This is a genomic window from Corynebacterium tuberculostearicum (assembly GCF_030229345.1).
GTDB classification, from domain to species: Bacteria; Actinomycetota; Actinomycetes; order Mycobacteriales; family Mycobacteriaceae; genus Corynebacterium; species Corynebacterium tuberculostearicum_G.
Window position 1 is genome coordinate 73,280 of the sequence record NZ_JASPGP010000005.1, and the last position, 18,168, is coordinate 91,447.

An 18,168-nucleotide genomic window follows, 5' to 3' on the forward strand; every position below is an offset into this window, starting at 1 on the left:
CTTCCCGTGCAGGGGAAGGTGCAGACTGGGGACAGTATGCAAAAAGGAACGCCCCCGGGGTGTTCATTCGAGACTCCATGGAGGACTAATGCCTGAGGCAGCACCAGATTTTGATTTAGCCGTGATCGGTTCCGGAGGCGGCGCCTTCGCCGCCGCCATCCGGGCCACCAAGCTGGGCAATCGGGTCGTGATGATCGAACGCTCCACGGTGGGCGGGACCTGTGTGAACACCGGGTGCGTTCCCTCCAAAGCCCTGCTGGCCGCCGCCGAAGCCCGGCATGTCGCTGTGGATGCGACCGGAAGGTTCCCCGGGATCAGCACTTCCGCCGCCCCGGTGGACATGGGTGTACTGATAGACGGGAAACGCTCCCTGGTCGAGGGAATGCGCTCGGATAAATACGTGGATCTGGCCGCCGACTACGGATGGGACCTGCGCCAGGGCACCGCGGTGTTCGCCGGCACCCCGGAGGAACCGGTCCTGGAAATCACCGGACCCGACGGCACCCGCGACTCCCTGACCGCCGCCCATTATCTGGTCGCGACCGGTTCGACCCCGTGGGCACCCCCGGTGCCGGGACTGGATGAAGTCAACTACCTGACCTCGACCACCGCCATGGAACTGAACGAGGTGCCCGAGTCCCTGATCGTCTTCGGCGGCGGGTACGTGGCCCTGGAGCAGGCGCAGCTTTTTGCCCGCCTCGGATCCAAAGTGACCTTGCTGGTCCGCTCCAGGCTTGCCTCGCACGAGGAACCGGAAGCCTCCCGTGCGCTGATGGGCGTCTTCGCCGACGAGGGCATCCGCGTGGTCCGCCGCGCAGCCGTAACTTCGGTCCGCACAGATCCCGCCGGCGCAGAGGTCCTTGTCACCGCCACGGTCGCCGGGGGCCAGGAGGAATTCCGCGCCGCAAAGCTGCTGGTAGCCACCGGCCGACGCGCCGTCACCGACGGACTGAACCTGGACGCCGTCGGCGTCAAGACCGGCGACACCGGCCAGATCCTGGTCGAGAGCACACTCGCCAGCTCCAACCCCAGGATCTGGGCCGCAGGGGATGTGACCGGGCACCGAGAATTCGTCTACGTCGCGTCCGCCCACGGAACCCTGATGGTGGAGAACGCCTTCAACAACGCCGGGCGCGAGGTCGACTACCGGCACCTGCCCCGCGTGACGTTCACCAGCCCGACACTGGCCGCGGTCGGCATGACCGACAAGGAAGCCAACGAGGCGGGCATCCGGTGTGAATGCCGGGTCCTGCCCCTGGAATACGTTCCCCGGGCACTGGTGAACCGGGACACCCGCGGCTTCATCAAAATCGTCGCCGACGCCGACACCGGACGGATTGTGGGGATCACCGCCGTCGGCAAGGAGGCCGGTGACCTGGCCGCCGCCGGAGTCTACATCCTCGAGGCCGGCATGACCGTTGACCAGGTCGCGAACCTCTGGTGCCCATACCTGACCATGGCCGAAGGGATCAAAATCGCCGCACAGTCCTTCACCACCGACGTCTCCAAACTCTCCTGCTGCGCCTCCTGACCCGCGCCAGATCCCAGCCTAATCCCATTACGTTGTTGGCAGTTCCGCTTGAAGGAGCCCAGGATTCGTACTCCTAGCCCCATGCTGGGGCAGGCTATGTTTATCTGCGTTCCTTCTGCCTTGTGGCAGTGGAACTAGTCGCTGGCTTCGGTATGGCTTATTTTCGTCCCTGTCTGAAAATGATCCGGGGGTGATGCCGCCGAAGGCAGTGACATACTCCAGACTGCTAATAGGAACCTGACCCGCACAGAATGTGCGAGGTCTCAAAGTAATGTGGATGCCAGCGTGAAGTATGTCCGACCACCAGCGATGAAATAAGTCCCATACTCATTCAATTCGCTAGGAGGTCTGGCATGACCTACGACTATGTCATCGGCATGGACGCCTGCAAATACTTTCACCACGCTTGCGTCTTAGATATCGACGGCACCCAGGTGCTATCTAAGCGCATCAATCAAAATGAACAATCCCTGCGCGCACTGTTTTCAGCGTTCAGCGCACACGACCACAAGGTCCTTGTCGTCGTGGACCAGCCCAATAACATTGGGCGACTAACTGTCGCAGTTGCCCAAGATATCGGAATCGACGTGCGCTACCTTCCAGGTTTAGCTATGCGTCAACTCTCACGCATCCACGCTGGTAATGCCAAAACTGATATCCGGGATGCATATATCATCGCCCACGCTGCAAAGAACCTTCCGGAATCCCTCCGCAGTGTCGACCGCGTCGAAGAAGCCTTCCTCCAGTTGAAAGTCCTCAACGGCATCGACGAGGACTTAGCGCGCTCCTACACCAGGCTCATCAATCAGATTCGAAGTGCACTAGTTGGCTGTTACCCGCAATTCGAACAAGCTCTTCGCGGCCAGATAATCCACCGCAAGTGGGTTCTGCACCTACTTGCACGCTACGGCGGGGCCCACCAAGATAAAGCGCTTAGGTAAGGCCAAGGCAGCCGCCTTTGCTCGACGATATAAGGCACGAAATCCCGAACCTGTCCTCGATGCCATATTCGCTGCCATCTCTGAGCAAACAGTCACCATTGCAGGTGCACACTATGCCGAAATGGGCGTAGCAATGTCGGCGAAGGACGCACTTTTAAAGCTCGAGCACCGCCAACAAATCGAAAAGGAAGTCATCGAGCTCATCAACGACATCCCCCACACCCAATTCCTCCTATCCATGCTGGGAATCGGGCCAAAGACGGCTGCCCAAATTCTCATGACCGCGGGCGACATGTCCGACTTTCCGTCAGCTGGGCACCTAGCCTCCTACGCTGGCTTATCGCCCCGAACGAATCAGTCCGGAACCTCAATCATGTCGAACTCACTGAACCGAGCCGGCAATAAAAAATTAAAGAACGCCCTATGGCAATCATCTTTTGCATCCATCAGATTCCACGAGCGTTCCCGGCAATTCTATGAACGAAAGCGCCGTGAAGGCAAAAGACACAACGCCGCAGTAGTAGCACTGGTGCTGTTGCAAAGTTGGGGCAGTAGAAAGACCGGCGTGAAATAATCACGGCCATGGGCATCTTCTCCGGTCGGCATTTCCCCCGTGACATCATCCTGTGGGCGGTGCGGTGGTACTGCCGCTACGGCGTGAGCTACCGCGATCTCGAAGAGATGATGACCGAGCGGGGTGTGCCAGTCGATCACACCACGATCTGCCGCTGGGTGCAGAAATACGCCCCTGAGTTGGATAAGCACACTCGGTGGTACCGGCAGGTACCCGACTGGCAGGCCCGGTCCTGGCGGGTGGATGAGACCTATATTCGGGTCGGCGGCACGTGGTGCTATCTCTACCGGGCTATTACCGCCGGTGGGCAGACCCTGGACTTTTATCTCTCTCCGAAGCGCAATGTCGCGGCGGCCAAGCGTTTCCTGGCCAAGACGCTGCGATCGAATACAACAGCCGGGTCCCCGCGGGTAATTAATACAGATAAGGCACCCTCCCTGGCCAAGGCGATCTCCGAGCTGAAGGCGGAGGGAATCTGCCCTCAGATGGTGGAGCACCGTCAGGTGAAATACCTGAACAACGTTCTCGAGGGAGATCATGGCCGGTTGAAACGAATCCTGGGACCGAAGGGGGCGTTCAAAAACCGAATTTCCGCCTACCGGACGTTGAAAGGGATGGAAGCGATGCATTCATTACGGAAAGGTCAGGGCACGATGTTTGCTTATGGGCACCCCAATCCGGACGCGGTGATCGTCAACCGGGTCTTCGAGACGGCCTGAGAACGCCGGCACGCAGCGGCCATCAGGAAATGAGAAACTGGGGCGTCTCGGCTCTCCGCCCAACTTTGCAACAGCACCAAGAAAAAGCCCACAGCCAAAGGTGGCTGCGGGCTTGGGGAAGCTCAATGCTTCTAGTGTGTCTGGGGTTATGGGTCTACTGCTTGATAGCAGAAACCTCGAGCTCAATCTTGATCTCCTCGGAGACCAGCACGCCGCCGGTCTTCAGCGGAGCGTTGAAGTCGATGCCGAAGTCCTTGCGGTTGATCTTGGTGGTTGCCTCGAAGCCCAGGCGGGTATTACCAAAGGGGTCCTCAGCGGTAGCAACGTCTTCAACGTCGAGGTCAACGGACTTGGTGGTGTCCTTAATGGTGAGGTTACCGGTGACGGTGCCGTTGCCATTCTCATCAACGTTGAGGTTGGTGGTCTTGAAGGTGATCTCCGGGTACTGCTCTACCGCGAAGAAGTCCTCGTTCTTTACGTGCGCATCGCGGTCGTCGTTGCCAGTGGAGATGGATGCGGTACGGATAGTGGCCTTAGCAGCGGACTCAGCGATGTTCTCGGCCACGGTAATGGTGCCTTCGAAGTCTGCGAAGTTACCGCGAACCTTGGTGACCATTGCATGCTTGGCGACGAATCCGATAGCGGTGTGGGTTGTGCCTAGGGCTGCCCGACGAGACCAATGTCTGCGATGGTTGCCTTATCGGACTTGGGCAGCTCGGTGATCATGAGGAGGAGGCCGTCGAATTGCTCGGTGGTTTCCTCCAGCTCGATATCTTCCTTGCCGCTTTCGAACTTGCCCCTGGCCAGTTGGTGCAGGGAGCCAGCTTGTGGGTTCTCCGGATTGAAGCTGTCCTGATTTACGCCATAGACGGCGTACTTCGCCCCAGTGGAGTTGGACTGCACCACCGGCAGGACCGCAAGGTGCGTTGGCGTATCCAAGGTGACGAGGACGCCGGTGTCCTCCTCTTCGGTGGACCAAGTGGTGGCCGTTTTGCCGTCGATAAGCGCTGCATTGTCCTTGTTATCAGGGACGGTAACCGCAGAGGAAGGCTGGAGACGCACCGGCGGGGTATCCGGAATGTCCGTGCTGCCGTGGATGGTCTCGCTGACCGGGTTGGATGCCTCCACATTGCTGAGCAAGGACATGATCCAGGTGGTGAGCGCGGCCATTGCTACGACGAAGATGGTGGCGAAGATGCCGATGACGATGACGCCGGAACCGGAATAACCGCGGCCGCCAAAGCCGGGTTCTTGCGCCGGGTCATCCTCTTGGTCCGGTTCTACCTGCGCCTTCACCGGCAGGGCTTCAGGTGCTTCTTCTGGTTCATCCGGTGCGAAGTCGCGCAGGCGCTGGGCGATGCCGGCCAAGGTTAGCGCCTGTGCCTCTTGCAGCTCCTCCATCTTTTCCTCACGGCTGTCTTCGTCGGCACTATCGAGCGCGTAGTGCGCATCTTCGACGCGCTGGGCGGCCTCGTCCGCGGGAAGGTTGGCGTCCTCAGAAATATCGCGCAGCTTCTTCGGCGAAGGCTCCGTGGACTCTACGAGCAGCTCGAGGGCGGAGCTTAGAGCCTCGCGGTCGGTAGCGGCGGAGGTGCCATCCAGCACGGCGGGGAAGGCAACCTTGACCACACCGTCGGTAGAAACGCGGAAACGATCGCGGTGTTCCACGCCGAGGATGAGGCCGGCATCGTGGGCAGCGGCGGCGTCAGCAAAAAGCGGCGCAGTAGCTCGTGCGACGGAATGGGGATCGAGGTTATCGGCCTCAGCCACCTGCTTAAGGGAGGTGCCCTCAAACCAATCCGCCACTACCAGGCAGCCGGTGCGATAAGACAAAACTTGGATATTATCCGCCACGGTATCGAGCTCCAGCTCGGCAAGGCGGCGGGTATTGCGCGAAATCTCTGCGGAGCGACGGGCTGCAACTCCCGGCGTCGCCGGCGCAATTGGCGCCAGGCTATTGGTATCGACGAACGTCAAGGCGACCAGGCGACCGGTGGCCTGCTCGCGTGCTTGCCAGAATTGTGCACCAGTAACCGCACCGTGATCTTGAAGCAGGCGGAAGCGACCATCCGATACCGGGGCGCCCGGGACCAGGCGTGGGCCGCGGACGATGCCCGCGGACATCGGCGGCGGCACCAGGGTGGCATTGAAAGCGTCCTGGGTAAAGACCGGCCGGATTTCCGGCACGTCGGGCTCCTCCAGCTCGATGGCCTTGGAGGAATCGACCTTGATGAAGCGGGACATGCCCGGGATGCGCTGTAGGGCACGGGCCAGGTTCTGGACCTCCGGCAAGGAGGACTTGGACAGCACCAGGCCGGTGGCGATGAGGAAGATGATGCCAAGCACCGCGACCTTGATCAGCGAGACGATGGACGGCAGATTCTCCGGGAGGAGCCAATTCACGCCCCAGTACAGCACCCAGGAGAAGACCAAGCCCACTAGGCCGGCACCGGAAGCCCACAGCACGGTCTGCGTGACGGCCTTGCCGCCGAGGCTGCCGAGCTTGCGCTTGAGCAGGAAGCCGCCAATGACCGCGCCGGAGACGAAGCCAAAGCCATTGGCCGTACCGAGCAGAATCACCACGCGGTCCGGGTTGGATGTCATCAATGGTGCCAAAAGCGTGAGGACGATCTTGGTCAGCGTGATGCCAGCGATGATGAAGGTTGGCGTCCAGGCTTCCTCGCGGGCATAGAACACGCGCAGGTGCAACAGCACCAAGGCATACGGGATGAGTGTGAAGGCGGAGAAGCTGATGGTCAGGCCGAGCTGCTCGGCGCTTTCGGCGCCGTAGGCACCGTACTGGAAGAGGGCGCGGGCGATAGGAACGCCGAAGCCGGTCATGAAGATGACGATGGGGATAAGCGCGATGAAGGTCAGCTTGGAGCCCAGGGTGAGATCGCGGACCACGGCATCAACATCGCCGTCGGCGGCGTTGCGGGACAGGCGCGGCATAATTGCCGTCAGGAGCGTCACGCCGATAACGCCATAGGGCACCTGCAGCATGAGCCAAGCATTCTGATAGACCAGCGGTGCGCCGGCATCCGCATAGGCGGCCACGCGGGAGGTGACCACGTAGCCCAGCTGGGAGATGGCCACATAGGTAATGATGGCCAAAGCCATGCCGCCAAATTGCTTGATGCGCGCATCCAAGCCCCACTTGGGGCGCAGGTTAATGCCAGCCTTCTTCAGGTATGGCAATAGGATGAGGCACTGCACCATCACCGCTGTGGTGGTGCCCAAGCCCAAGAGCATGACGTGGGGATCGGCCACCGGCGTGGGCTCATGCGGGTCTAGTTGGCCGGGCAGGAAGCGATAAGCCAGCAGCACGCCAATGGAGATGAAGTTATTGATCACCGGTGCCCAGGCGCCCGGACCAAAGACATTCTTGGTATTGAGGACGGCCTGGAAAAGGGCAAAGAGGCCGTAGAAAAGAATCTGCGGCAGCAATAAAAAGGCCAAGGAGGTTGCCTGCACGGCATTGGCCTTGGAATCTTCCGGCAGCATCATCCTGGTTAAGAAGGGCGCGAGCACCACGGAGGCGATGGTGACTATGCCCAGGATGGAAAAGGCCAGGGTAAATAGCCGCCGGACAAAGGTCTCGCCGCGGTCCGTGTCTTCCTTTTCGGCGCGCACGAGGACGGGCACAACCAGAGAGGTCAGCACCGCACCCAAAACGATCTCGGTGACGAGGTTCGGGATCTGGTTGGCGCTGCTAAACGCAGTTCCCACCGTGGCGCCGAGCGTGGCGCCGATGAGCATCTGGCGCAAGAAGCCAGTGATGCGGGATAGCAGCGTCGCGATGGCCATCGTGCCCGTTGCGCGAATGACATCCTGATTGGATGATTCATTGTCCGCGTTGCGTCCAGTGAGCGCGGACTTATCCTCCTCAGGAGGAACGGTTGTGTCCTTCACCGCTGGGGTGGGGCGCTTTTCTGGTACCGGAGCGGGAGGAGAGGCCTGGACGATGCGGCCGCGGGCACCCGCTGGGGCGGGGTGCTCTGCCGGCGCGGCGGCATCCTTCGGGTCAACTACACCCGCAGGTGACTTCTCCACGTGTTCGGCCTCGCGGCCAGTCTTATCAGTCATAGAGGATACAACTTCAACTTACTTTTTAAGCCTTTGTGATTTTTTGCGCCGATGGCGGCCTAGCCGGAAGAGCGTGGCTAAGACCAGCGCAAGGGCGCCGGCTATGCCGACGCCATACACGCTTACGATACCGGCACGCGTCTGCACAGCGATATTGATGGGCTCGGAGATGGTTTGCTTTTCTGGGGTGGCAAGCCACAGGCCAATGTCCGTGCGATCGACGTCCTTAGGCATATCGGCGGTCATGGATACAGTAATAGAGCCCTTGGCCGGAATACGGACGCTCTTGGGCGTGTTGAGGCGCGCGCCATCGGGGGCATCGTATTGCAGCTTGGCCTCCACCGGTAGTGGCAGGCCATTTTCTGCCACGATGAGCAGCGGCGATGACTCGGATACGCGGGTATAGACATTGCCCGGTGGGATAAGAGCCACAGAAGAACGCAGGTCCCGCAGCGTATCGGAATGCACATCCATCGTGTGAGTGAACCGGCGCTGCGCCTCCGCATTGGCGCTCAAGCTATCGCGGTTGGTCAGCGAGAGGGCGGCGAGCAGATCCCTGCGCAAAGGCAAGACAAATTCATAGCGAGTGAGCGCGATATCGGGATCATCGACCATGATATTCATCAGCTCATCGGTATAGCGGGCCTGCTGCTCCACGCGGACGATATCGGATTCGGCAAAGGCGGCGGGATCGCTAAAGGGGCTGCCGGGCAGTGAACCGGGCTCCGCGGTCTCCTGCTTTAGGCTACCGACGGTGCGCGGATGGGACTTACCGGAAGCGATGAGCGCCTCGGCAGAGTCGAGTGCGTACTCGGCCGCGCTGGGATCCAAGTAATTGGGCAAGCGCGCCACGGTGTCATCGCTCGCGGCCAAGCTCAGTGCGGCGCCGCCGGTGATGGCACGAGAAAGATCGGAATCGAGCGAGTAATCGTAGCGCAGCTCCGGGTTGGAATAGCCCACCGTCTGTGGTTTGGAGCCGGTTTGGGCGAGGAGGGCGCCCAGGGAGGCGTCGAAAGTCACGGCGCGGCCAGGCCACGAAGTATTATCCGCCACCAATGCGGGCAGGGGCAGCTGCTGATCTACATAGCCGGAGCCGACCGCGAGCACGGTGGTGGCCGGCTTGGCACCGAGGATTCGCTCGATGGTGTGATTGCCGCGTTGCAGTCCCTCGTAGGTAAGGAAGGGATTATTCGCTTTGGCCACGGAGGAAGCATTGGCATTCGCCCACGGCATAGACATAAAGCAATCGAGCTCGCGCAGGCGCTTGAGCCAGCGGGCAGCATCTTCTTTTCCAGTGCCGGGTTCGAGGTGCACATCGTCCTCATTAGTGAACCACGAATCGCGCAGGCGCTTAGGGCGCTCGGCTTGAGGTGGGCGGGCCGAACCTACCTTATAGCCCTCCGCCATGCGGTTGACCGTATCCAAGAGGGCGGGATCGATGGCTACGCAGCCTGCCCCGCGCAGATCGTGGCTGGCATACGTGCTGACCAATCGATCGAGCCGGCCACCCTCCGCCAGCTCACCGGCCAGCTCATCAGAGGAGAGGATAAGGTCCTCTCCCCCAGCGCCGCCTGGTACCGAGTCAATATCGGCGCTGATGGGATAGATCACGGTGAGATCGTGGGGTGTGGGATCCGAGGGGGCATCGCCAAGCGCCTGCTTCTTCCCCTTTATCTGGCCAACAAGGCGTTCCTCCGCAAAGCTGACCGCCTCGCCGCCTACGGTGCCGGTGAGGGTAAACAGCAGCGGATAGGAGCCAGGCTCTTCGATGGCCAGGGTCTGCTCGCCGTGCAGGGAGGTAGGAACCTGGAAGGTGACCTCCCGGGATTCGCCCGGCTGCAGGGGCGCGGTGGTAGTGCTGGGACCGTAATACGGGAATTCGCCGGTGGCCAACTGCGTGCGGGCCTGCGCGGTATCCTCCACGGCATCGCCGCGGCGGCTCGTGAGCTGGAGATCCTCCATGGTTTCATCGGTAGGATTGTGCAGCCGGAAGGTCAGTTTGAGGTCTTTGCCCACGGTAAAGGGCTCGGCCGCAAGGAGATCAAGGTTGGCCCGCTCCGGCCCGCGCGCACCCAACCATGCCTGGATATCCTGCTGCTTTTCGGCGGCCGCGTCCATCTGCGCGGCGGCTTCTGGTAGCGGCAGGCACAAGCCCCACCCCGCTACCGCCATGCAGCCGCCCACGGCGACCCAAGACTTCAGGCGTAGGCGCATTACCGTGGCGTCACTTTCCCCGCCGCGGCTTCCTTTCGTGCGAGATCGGGAAGAAGATCATGCGCGATGCGCGCTAGCTTGCGCTCATCGGCGTAGGCCAAGTGCTCGATGAGTTCAGAGACGGGGATCCACGAGACCTCAGTCACCTCTGGATCCTCATCGTTCATAATGCCGTCTACAAAACGCAGCAAGTGGTGGTGCACGGTCTTATGGATGCGCACCCCATCAGAGACGAACCAGTAATCAATCATGCCGAGGTCCGCAAAAACCTCACCAGAAATGCCGGTTTCTTCCCATACCTCGCGTTCAGCGGTGACCTCCTTGGCCTCGCCATTTTCCACGTGGCCCTTAGGCATGGACCACAGCAGGCGTCCGCGGCGGTCAAGGCGGCCGATGAGCGCCACATAGAGCCGGGAAAGGTCGACGTTGCCATTGGCATCGACGCACTCCGCCAAGCCGGAGACAACGAGGCCACCCGCGGAGGTTTCATCGCGGGTTTCCATGGCCGTGGATTGGCCATTGCCACCGCGGTAGGGCTTGCGCTGCTGAGTGGTGCGGCGCGCGCGATTATCCGGCCGGCGGCGCCGCCTGCGCCGGGACCGGTTGCGGTTGCGGCCGCCTCCCTTGGAGGGGCCCTGTTCTTGGTTAGTCATCCCTGCCAATCGTAGTAGACTCTCACCCGTGAATTTTCAGGACACTCAGCTAATCGGCGTTCTTGCCCGCGCGGAATCCACCGTCTCCTCCCTCAGCAACCTGCTGGGTGAGCTGGTGGAGAAATTTGCCGCGCGCGGCTACTCGCTCTACCTCGTGGGCGGCTCTGTGCGCGATGCGCTTTTGGGCCGCTTGGGAAATGACCTGGACTTTACTACCCCGGCCCGCCCCGAGGTGGTCAAGGAGATCCTCGATGAGTGGGCCGAAACCGTGTGGGATACCGGCATAGACTTCGGTACCGTCTCCGCGGCCTACAAGGGCCAGCAGATTGAGATCACCACCTTCCGCTCCGATTCTTATGACGGCCAGTCCCGCAATCCTGAGGTGGTTTACGGCGACACCTTGGAAGGCGATCTTGTCCGGCGCGACTTCAAGGCCAATGCGATGGCCATTGAGCTGCTTGCCGACGCCTCCTTTAAGTTCCACGATCCCCTCCACGGGCTCCAGGACATAGCTGACCGGGTGCTCGATACCCCGGATAAGCCGGAGATCTCCTTTCACGATGATCCGCTCCGCATGCTGCGCGCGGCGCGTTTTGCCTCTCAGTTGGAATTCCGCGTCGCCGATCGCGTCGTGGAGGCCATGCGGGATATGGCTGGCGAAATTCAGCGCATCACCGTCGAGCGCGTGCAGGTGGAGCTGGATAAGCTCATCTGCGGCACGGCCCCGTGGGATGGCATTGATCTACTGGTATCTACGGGAATCGCGGACTATATCTTCCCCGAGATCCCCGCGCTCCGCATGACTGCGGACGAACACGCGCAGCACAAGGACGTCTATGCGCACTCGCTCAAGGTGCTGAGCCAGGCCATGGATCAAGAGGAAGATGGTCCTGATCTTGTCCTGCGCTGGGCGGCGCTGCTCCACGATATTGGCAAGCCGGATACCTTTGATAACACCGATGGCAAGGTCTCCTTCCACCACCACGAGGTGGTGGGCGCCAAGCTCGCCCGCAAGCGCCTGCGCAAGTTGAAGTACCCGAAGGCCACCACGGAGGCCATCGGCCAGCTGGTCTATCTGCATATGCGCTTCCACGGGTTTGGGGAAAATCAATGGACCGATTCCGCCGTGCGCCGCTATGTCACCGACGCCGGTGATCTTCTCCCCCGCCTGCACAAGCTGGTGCGCGCCGATTGCACCACCCGCAATGCCAAGAAGGCCCGCCGCCTCCAGCGCACCTACGATCAGCTGGAAGAGCGCATCGAAGAGATCGGCCGCAAGGAGGACCTGGCGCGCGTGCGTCCAGACCTCGACGGCAACGAGATCATGGAGATCTTAGGCCTCCAGCCCGGCCCTGAGGTGGGCCAGGCTTGGTCCTATCTCAAGGAGCTGCGCCTCGAGCATGGTCCCCTCGAGCGCGAGGAAGCGATTGCGAAGTTGCGCGAGTGGTGGGATTCTAAACAGTGATGTTTGCCGATAGATTATTCAACGCCCTCGAGCGCAATGACCCCGCCCCCGGCCAGCTGCTCATCGCCGCTCCGGGCATGCTTTCGCCGGAATTCGCCCGTTCCGTCATCCTCGTCATTGAGCACAATGACATGATGACCTTCGGCGTGGATCTGACCAAGCGCTCCGAGGTGGCGATTTTCAATGTGCTGCCAGAATGGCTTCCCGTTGTGGCCAAGCCGCAGGCGCTGTACATCGGCGGCCCGCTCAATCAGCAATCCGTCGTCGGGCTCGCGCAGACCAACCAGGGCGTCGATCCGGACAAGCATGATCGCCTCACCCGCCTCGCCCCGCGCCTCGCGCATGTGGATCTGCGCGCGGAGCCGGAAGAGATAGAGCCCTTGGTCTCGGGTATGCGCATGTTTGCCGGCTACGCCGAGTGGGGCCCGGGCCAGCTAGAAGAGGAAATCGAGGCCGGCGAATGGTTCGTCTCCCCTGCCCTGGCCCAAGACGTTATTACGCCGGGCCCGGCCGACCTCTGGTCCGATGTTATGAAGCGCCAACCCATGCCGTTGCCGCTGTACTCCACTTACCCTGTCAACGTAGAAGACAATTAATTCCTATCGAGCTGCAGGCAGTGGGCTAAACTAGCCCGCATGCGTGAGGATATTTCCCAAGGTTTGCGGGATACCTGGGCCGCCGCCATCGGCCTCATTCCCCTCGGCCTTGCCTTCGGCCTGCTCATGGTCCAATCCGGCTTCAGTTGGTGGTGGACGCCGATTTTTTCCATCGTCATCTACGCCGGCTCTATGGAGTTCCTGGCCATTTCCATGGTCACCGGCGGCGCCACAGCCGTGGCTTCCCTGGTTACCGGTTTCATGGTGAACTTCCGCCATATTTTCTATGGCCTCACCTTCCCTCGCCACCGCATTCACTCGCGCCTAGGCAGGGCTTATTCCACCTATGCGCTTACCGACGAAACCTATGCCATCGTCTCCTCCCTCCCCACCGACGACCGCCCGACCGGGGCCCGGATCCTCACCATCCAAATTTTTTGTCAGGCTCTGTGGGTAGGCGGTGGCATTGTCGGTGCTCTCGCCGGTCAGGTGATTCCCTCTACCGTGCAGGGCATGGAATTCGCCCTAGTGGCGCTCTTCGTCGTACTGGCGATGGATTCCTTCCGCAATAACCAGGACTTCTCCTTACCCCTAAGCGCGGCTCTGGTGGGAGTCCTCGCGGCCGCCTTCGCCCCAGGTCAACTCCTCATGGTGGCCCTGAGCGCCTACTTCATCCTGCTCATTGTTCGGTACCTATCCCCACGCGTCGATGCGGCTTTCACCTTGCGTAGGCGAGGCGACCTTAAGCGGCTCCGGGAGGGGTGCTAAATGCCGGCTGGAGTCACCCTTGCTTCCATCGCGGCCGTCCTAGTTCCCGTCGGCCTCATTACCGTTGTACTACGCCAACTTCCTTTCTCCTTTGTGAAATGGATGAAGGATAGTCAGTTCTTTTCCTTGCTCGGCATGATGATGCCTGTGGGCGTGATGACCATCTTGGTCGTCTATACCGTCCACGGGCAGTCCAGCGCCCCCGGTGGCATCTGGGCGGCTCTCCTCGGCGCGGTTGTCACCTTCCTGCTTCACCTGTGGAAGCGGGAGTCTGCGCTGTCCATCTTCGGTGGAACCGCCTTCTATATGATCCTCGTCAACGTAGTCTTTTAGCCCTTGCGACTCTTATAGGCCGAACTTGGCGGTGGCCTCGGACCACAGGGCGTCGAACCGAGACTGGTCCACGTACTGCGCGCTAATATCCGGAAAATCATCATAGGTATCCGGGTGAGGTACAACCTCTTGCGGCTGATCTACGTTGCCCGTGGAACTGGTCGGTGTTGCTACCCCGACGATGGCATCCGAGGGATCCAGTGCAATCATGCGCACCATGCGGCAGCTGCTTGCGTCGCGCTCTTCCATTTCTGCCATGTGGATCGCTGAGCCCACTCCGGGCACATTTAGTTCGGTTCGTACGTAAAGGTAATTCTTCATGGCATTTAAGTGTAGCTACGTGCTGGGACGCTGTGCGTAACGGGCCGCTAGCCACGAGCACATCATCAACTGAACCTGGTGGTAAATCATCAACGGGAGGATCAGTAGACCAAGAGACGCACCGCCAGAAGCAAAGATGACCGAGGCCATTGGCAGTCCCGTGGCTAATGATTTTTTCGATCCACAGAACTCGATAGCGATGGTATCGGCGCGGTTGAATCCCATCTTTTGGCTTGCCTTTCTGGTGAGCCACAGCATGAAGGCGACGTAGATCGCGGCGAAGACGACTAGGAACGCCAGGTCCCACAGAGAAATAGAGGACCAAATTCCGTCCACCACACCCTTGGAAAAAGCGGAATACACCACCATCGCGATTGAGCCGCGGTCCACGACCTTAGTGGCCTTGCTTTGTGCAACCTTGCCTACCCAGCGCCGAGTAAGCTGACCTAAAACAAATGGCGCCAACAATAGAAGTGCAATTTCGCCGAATACTGACGTATCGATGCGAACTCCTCCCCCAGTTCCCATGAGGAGCATGACGAGCAATGGAGTGATGATCACTCCCACCAGGTTTGAGGCAGAAGCCGATACGATTGCGCCCGCCACGTTTCCTTTCGCGATTGAGGTGAAGGCAACCGAAGACTGCACCGTGGATGGAACCAGCGTGAGGAATAAGATGCCCAGGTACATGTCATGCGATATGACAGCGGTGAGTGGTCGCAGTGCTATGCCTATTAGCGGGTAAACCACAAAGGTGAAAGCGAGAATTGTGAGGTGTAGCCGCCAGTGTTTTAGTCCGTTGAGGGCTTCTTGAGTGGAAAGCCTCGCGCCATACAAAAAGAAGAGTAGCGCGATGGCCACGTTTGTTAATTTGCCGAATATGTCGGCAAAGCTCCCGCGGGCTGGTGCAATGATCGCAATGATGACCGCCAAGATAATGAGGACAATAAGCGGGTCGGGCTTCTTCAAACGCTGCAGCATGCTAAGAGTTTAAACCCGATTCGTCATCACATGCTGCAGATACTCGGGCCAAGAAAACACAACCCGTGTAGTTTCACGTGAAACTACACGGGAAGTGCACTTTAGGCCGTGGTGACGTTAGAGCCGTCTTGTTTAACTTCGTATTCTTCCAATGGATCGCGTCCCGGGCCGGAGATTACGCTTCCATCGCTGAGATTGTAGGAAGTGTTGTGTGCCGTGCAGGTGGCCGTCATACCATCAATCTCGGTGATTGGATTGTGCTGGTGGGGACAGGTTTGGGAGTAGGCTTTAAACTCGCCTTCCTTGGGTTGGGTGAAGATCACGCCATCAACAATCTTCGCGGAGCCAATTGGTATCTCGGTAGCCGCAATTTCTGCGGACGGAGAGGAGCCACAGGCTGCGGCGTAGGCGCCTGCAAATGTGGTGGCGGTTCCAAGCAAGAACGTTCGACGGGAGCACTTAATCATGCCTCTACTCTAGCCCGTTGGTCTTGCGTAATGTGTCGGACCCGTTTGGCCGGTTGCAATCAGAGTTTCACGTGAAACACTGTAGTTAGTTAGCTAGGAGTCCTTCCCAAGTCTCCGGAGAGCCCTCGGAAGTAGTGACAAGTTCATAGGTGCCAGACTCGAAGCCTAAATCATCTACGATGCTCTGTGCAGATTGCTGTTCGTGTGCTTCTGCTACGGACGTCGTTACCTTATGGTCTTGCTCAGCGTAAGCGCCGATAACAAAAGTTGAAGCGGCGATGGCCGCTATGGCGGTACTTTTCTTCATGGACTATATTCTGCCCTTTAGGGTACTGATTACGTCCTTAGCCGCCGGGGTTCCATGGCAGTTTTACGCAACCTCTACCCTCCCTCGCAGGAACCAGAATGGGACGATGGACCTACTATAGGTGCGGTCAAGTATGGGTTAGGCCAGAAGATATCCAGAGTTATAATATCGACTGTTACTGAAATCGAGTAAGCAACTGCTCCGGAAAGTAACGTCACTGTGACTAGACTGAAGCGTGTGACGATAATTCAATACGAAAGGCATAGCTACAAAAATTCCCCTTCTGGATGAAATGTGATTCTTTTCCAGAAGGGGAAGATTACGCAGCAGTGCTTGGTCACCTATCGGATTCGCGAGCGGCGTGACGGAGCGCGTCGACATCAACCTGAGGGGCGGGTGCTGCGGCGGCCTCTTCCCCACCGCAACCGTCGGAACCACAATTACAGGAGTCTCCGCAACCCTCCTCGTCTGCGTGTGCTTGTTCGTAGAGGAACGCGGCACGTGAGCCGAGGTTGGAACCGATGGAGAGGGCTAGTACAGCGGCCACAAAAGTAAGAACCGGGATGAGCCACATCCAGCCCTCAGCGCGGAGCGCGACGATGCCGCCGAAGACTAAGCAGACGCCACTCAGCATCCAGAATGGCCCGGCAATGCGATGGGCATTGTCCCATGCTTCGCGGGATTTGCGAATCTCCTGCAGGCGCAAGCCGATATAGCTATTTCCAGGTAGGCGCTTGGTCGAGGCCAAGGCTCCCACGACGATGAGAAAGACGGCGAGGATTAAAAAGATGATTCCCACAGCGATCATGTACTTAGTTTAACCTTGTAGCGCCAAGATAAAAATCGTGGCTGGGGTGAGTGTAATGGCTAGGTCTTCTGTCGGGTAGTATACCTTTAAGGTCGATCGATAGATATTGAAGCGGCCGTTGCCTCTGTACCGCGCTGTTTCACTCTGGAACTTTTACCAAGGGGCGAAACACCCGATTTGATTGTAAGTACATGAATTTCAAGAAACTCTCGGAATCTCTATTGTTCCGTATCATCGTCGCCATCATCCTTGGCGTGGTGGTGAGCCAATTCGCGCCCGAATGGTTTGGCCGCGTATTCGCCACCTTCAATGGACTCTTTAGTAACTTCCTCAATTTCTTTATTCCGGTCCTGATCTTCGCGCTTATCGCCCCGTCGATTGCTGGTCTGGGACGGGGAGCCGGAAAATGGCTGGGTGTTACTGCGGGTATTGCCTACGGCTCAACGATTGTTGCGGGTCTTCTTGCCTACGTACTTGCGCACTGGCTCTACCCCACCATGCTCAGTGGTCAGGATCTGATTACAAATGTCTCCGATATTGATGAGGGGGCACTCACTCCGTACTTCGAGGTGGAAATGGCGCCGCCTTTTGAGGTCATGACGGCTCTCTTGTTGTCATTCTGCATCGGTGTAGCGATGACTACAGTGAAGTCCGATACCTTGTATGCGGTCACAAAGGAATTGGAGAGCGTAGTAGTCAAGGTCATTTGGGGCTTTGTAGTGCCAATTCTGCCCTTCTATATCTTTGGCATGTTCCTAGGCTTGGGCATGAATGGCAATTTGGGCTCAGTACTCTCGGCCTTCGCGAAGGTCCTGATCCTGGCGGTTGTCATGACTCTGGTTTACCTGGTGCTCCAGTACATCATCGCTGGTGCCATCACCGGTAAGAATCCTTTCAAGGCATTGCGCAATATGGTTCCGGCTTATTTCACCGCACTCGGAACTTCTTCTTCTGCCGCCACCATCCCGGTGTCTATGGAGTCCACCTTGAAGAACGGCATTTCGAAGCCAGTGGCAAGCTTCGTTATCCCGTTGTGTGCGACCATTCACCTCTCTGGTTCCATGATTAAGCTGACGCTCTATGCCTTTGCGATTGTGTACATGGCGAACCTGGATATTAGTATGAGCGCCGGCCTTGGTTTCATCTTCCTGTTGGGAATCATGATGATTGCGGCACCAGGTGTGCCTGGCGGCGCGGTTATGGTCGCAGCTGGACTACTGGCGGATATGATGGGCTTTGACGATGGCATGGTGGCGCTGATGATCGCGGCCTACATCGCCATTGACTCGGTCGGCACAGCTGCCAACGTTACTGGCGACGGCGCTATCGCGATGATCGTGGACAAGTTCGCGGGCTCCAAGAAGGACCACACCGAAGAGGAATCTGCAGAAGCAACCGCGTAGA

The 18,168-nt window shown here is 59.2% G+C and carries 14 protein-coding genes and 3 pseudogenes; 8 read left to right on the top strand and 9 right to left on the bottom strand.

The features are described from left to right. Positions 1–88: 88 nt before the first annotated feature. The 3 genes and pseudogenes from merA to QP884_RS05130 all read left to right on the top strand — a co-directional run bounded on the left by merA (position 89) and on the right by QP884_RS05130 (position 3,765). On the top strand, positions 89–1,531 hold the full coding sequence (gene merA, locus QP884_RS05120) for a mercury(II) reductase (protein ID WP_014309781.1): 1,443 nt from the start codon (positions 89–91) through the stop codon (positions 1,529–1,531). Positions 1,532–1,884: 353 nt separating this feature from the next. After that, positions 1,885–3,001: pseudogene (locus QP884_RS05125) on the top strand (IS110 family transposase); the annotation flags it as partial. 53 nt (positions 3,002–3,054) lie between these two features. Continuing rightward, positions 3,055–3,765, top strand: a complete 711-nt coding sequence (locus tag QP884_RS05130; protein WP_284821068.1) for an IS6 family transposase — start codon at positions 3,055–3,057, stop codon at positions 3,763–3,765. 154 nt (positions 3,766–3,919) lie between these two features. Here the strand turns inward: QP884_RS05130 and QP884_RS05135 are convergent. From QP884_RS05135 to QP884_RS05150, 4 genes and pseudogenes are all read right to left on the bottom strand, one after another. Further along, a pseudogene (locus QP884_RS05135) lies at positions 3,920–4,426 on the bottom strand (YceI family protein); the annotation flags it as partial. Next, on the bottom strand, positions 4,423–7,851 hold the full coding sequence (gene murJ, locus QP884_RS05140; RefSeq protein WP_284821070.1) for a murein biosynthesis integral membrane protein MurJ: 3,429 nt from the start codon (positions 7,849–7,851) through the stop codon (positions 4,423–4,425). The pseudogene QP884_RS05135 and the gene murJ, both read right to left, overlap by 4 nt. 18 nt (positions 7,852–7,869) lie before the next feature. Beyond that, positions 7,870–10,065 carry a DUF6049 family protein gene (locus QP884_RS05145; RefSeq protein ID WP_284821072.1) on the bottom strand — a complete coding sequence of 732 codons (2,196 nt, stop codon included), beginning with the start codon at positions 10,063–10,065 and terminating at the stop codon, positions 7,870–7,872. Next, a pseudogene (locus tag QP884_RS05150) lies at positions 10,065–10,568 on the bottom strand (NUDIX hydrolase); the annotation flags it as partial. The pseudogene QP884_RS05150 and the gene QP884_RS05145, both read right to left, overlap by 1 nt. A 178-nt stretch (positions 10,569–10,746) precedes the next feature. Here QP884_RS05150 and QP884_RS05155 point away from each other — a divergent pair. The 4 genes from QP884_RS05155 to QP884_RS05170 are packed head-to-tail and all read left to right on the top strand — an operon-like array spanning position 10,747 to position 13,880. Continuing rightward, positions 10,747–12,183 carry a CCA tRNA nucleotidyltransferase gene (locus tag QP884_RS05155; protein WP_284821073.1) on the top strand — a complete coding sequence of 479 codons (1,437 nt, stop codon included), beginning with the start codon at positions 10,747–10,749 and terminating at the stop codon, positions 12,181–12,183. After that, complete coding sequence (locus tag QP884_RS05160; RefSeq protein WP_005325866.1) at positions 12,183–12,779, top strand: YqgE/AlgH family protein; 597 nt, start codon at positions 12,183–12,185, stop codon at positions 12,777–12,779. Before QP884_RS05155 ends, QP884_RS05160 begins: the two co-directional genes overlap by 1 nt. A gap of 39 nt (positions 12,780–12,818) precedes the next feature. Continuing rightward, positions 12,819–13,547, top strand: coding sequence for an AzlC family ABC transporter permease (locus QP884_RS05165; RefSeq protein WP_284821075.1), 729 nt, complete (start codon positions 12,819–12,821; stop codon positions 13,545–13,547). Beyond that, positions 13,548–13,880 (top strand): branched-chain amino acid transporter permease, encoded by a 333-nt coding sequence (locus QP884_RS05170; protein ID WP_284821076.1) that lies wholly within the window; start codon positions 13,548–13,550, stop codon positions 13,878–13,880. It begins immediately after the preceding gene. A gap of 12 nt (positions 13,881–13,892) precedes the next feature. On the opposite strand, the gene QP884_RS05175 is transcribed toward QP884_RS05170, so the two are convergent. The 5 genes from QP884_RS05175 to QP884_RS05195 form a co-directional block, all read right to left on the bottom strand. Then, entirely contained in the window at positions 13,893–14,201 is a 309-nt protein-coding gene (locus QP884_RS05175; protein ID WP_284821077.1) for a hypothetical protein, read from the bottom strand. Between the two features lie 15 nt (positions 14,202–14,216). Next, entirely contained in the window at positions 14,217–15,182 is a 966-nt protein-coding gene (locus tag QP884_RS05180; protein WP_284821079.1) for a bile acid:sodium symporter family protein, read from the bottom strand. Between the two features lie 101 nt (positions 15,183–15,283). Continuing rightward, positions 15,284–15,649, bottom strand: coding sequence for a Rieske (2Fe-2S) protein (locus QP884_RS05185; RefSeq protein ID WP_284821082.1), 366 nt, complete (start codon positions 15,647–15,649; stop codon positions 15,284–15,286). 85 nt (positions 15,650–15,734) lie between these two features. After that, positions 15,735–15,956 carry a hypothetical protein gene (locus tag QP884_RS05190; RefSeq protein WP_250412825.1) on the bottom strand — a complete coding sequence of 74 codons (222 nt, stop codon included), beginning with the start codon at positions 15,954–15,956 and terminating at the stop codon, positions 15,735–15,737. Between the two features lie 337 nt (positions 15,957–16,293). Continuing rightward, positions 16,294–16,764, bottom strand: a complete 471-nt coding sequence (locus tag QP884_RS05195) for an SdpI family protein (RefSeq protein WP_284821085.1) — start codon at positions 16,762–16,764, stop codon at positions 16,294–16,296. Positions 16,765–16,955: 191 nt separating this feature from the next. Between QP884_RS05195 and QP884_RS05200 the strand changes: the two genes are divergently transcribed. Next, positions 16,956–18,167 carry a dicarboxylate/amino acid:cation symporter gene (locus QP884_RS05200; protein WP_284821087.1) on the top strand — a complete coding sequence of 404 codons (1,212 nt, stop codon included), beginning with the start codon at positions 16,956–16,958 and terminating at the stop codon, positions 18,165–18,167. Position 18,168: the final 1 nt, after the last annotated feature.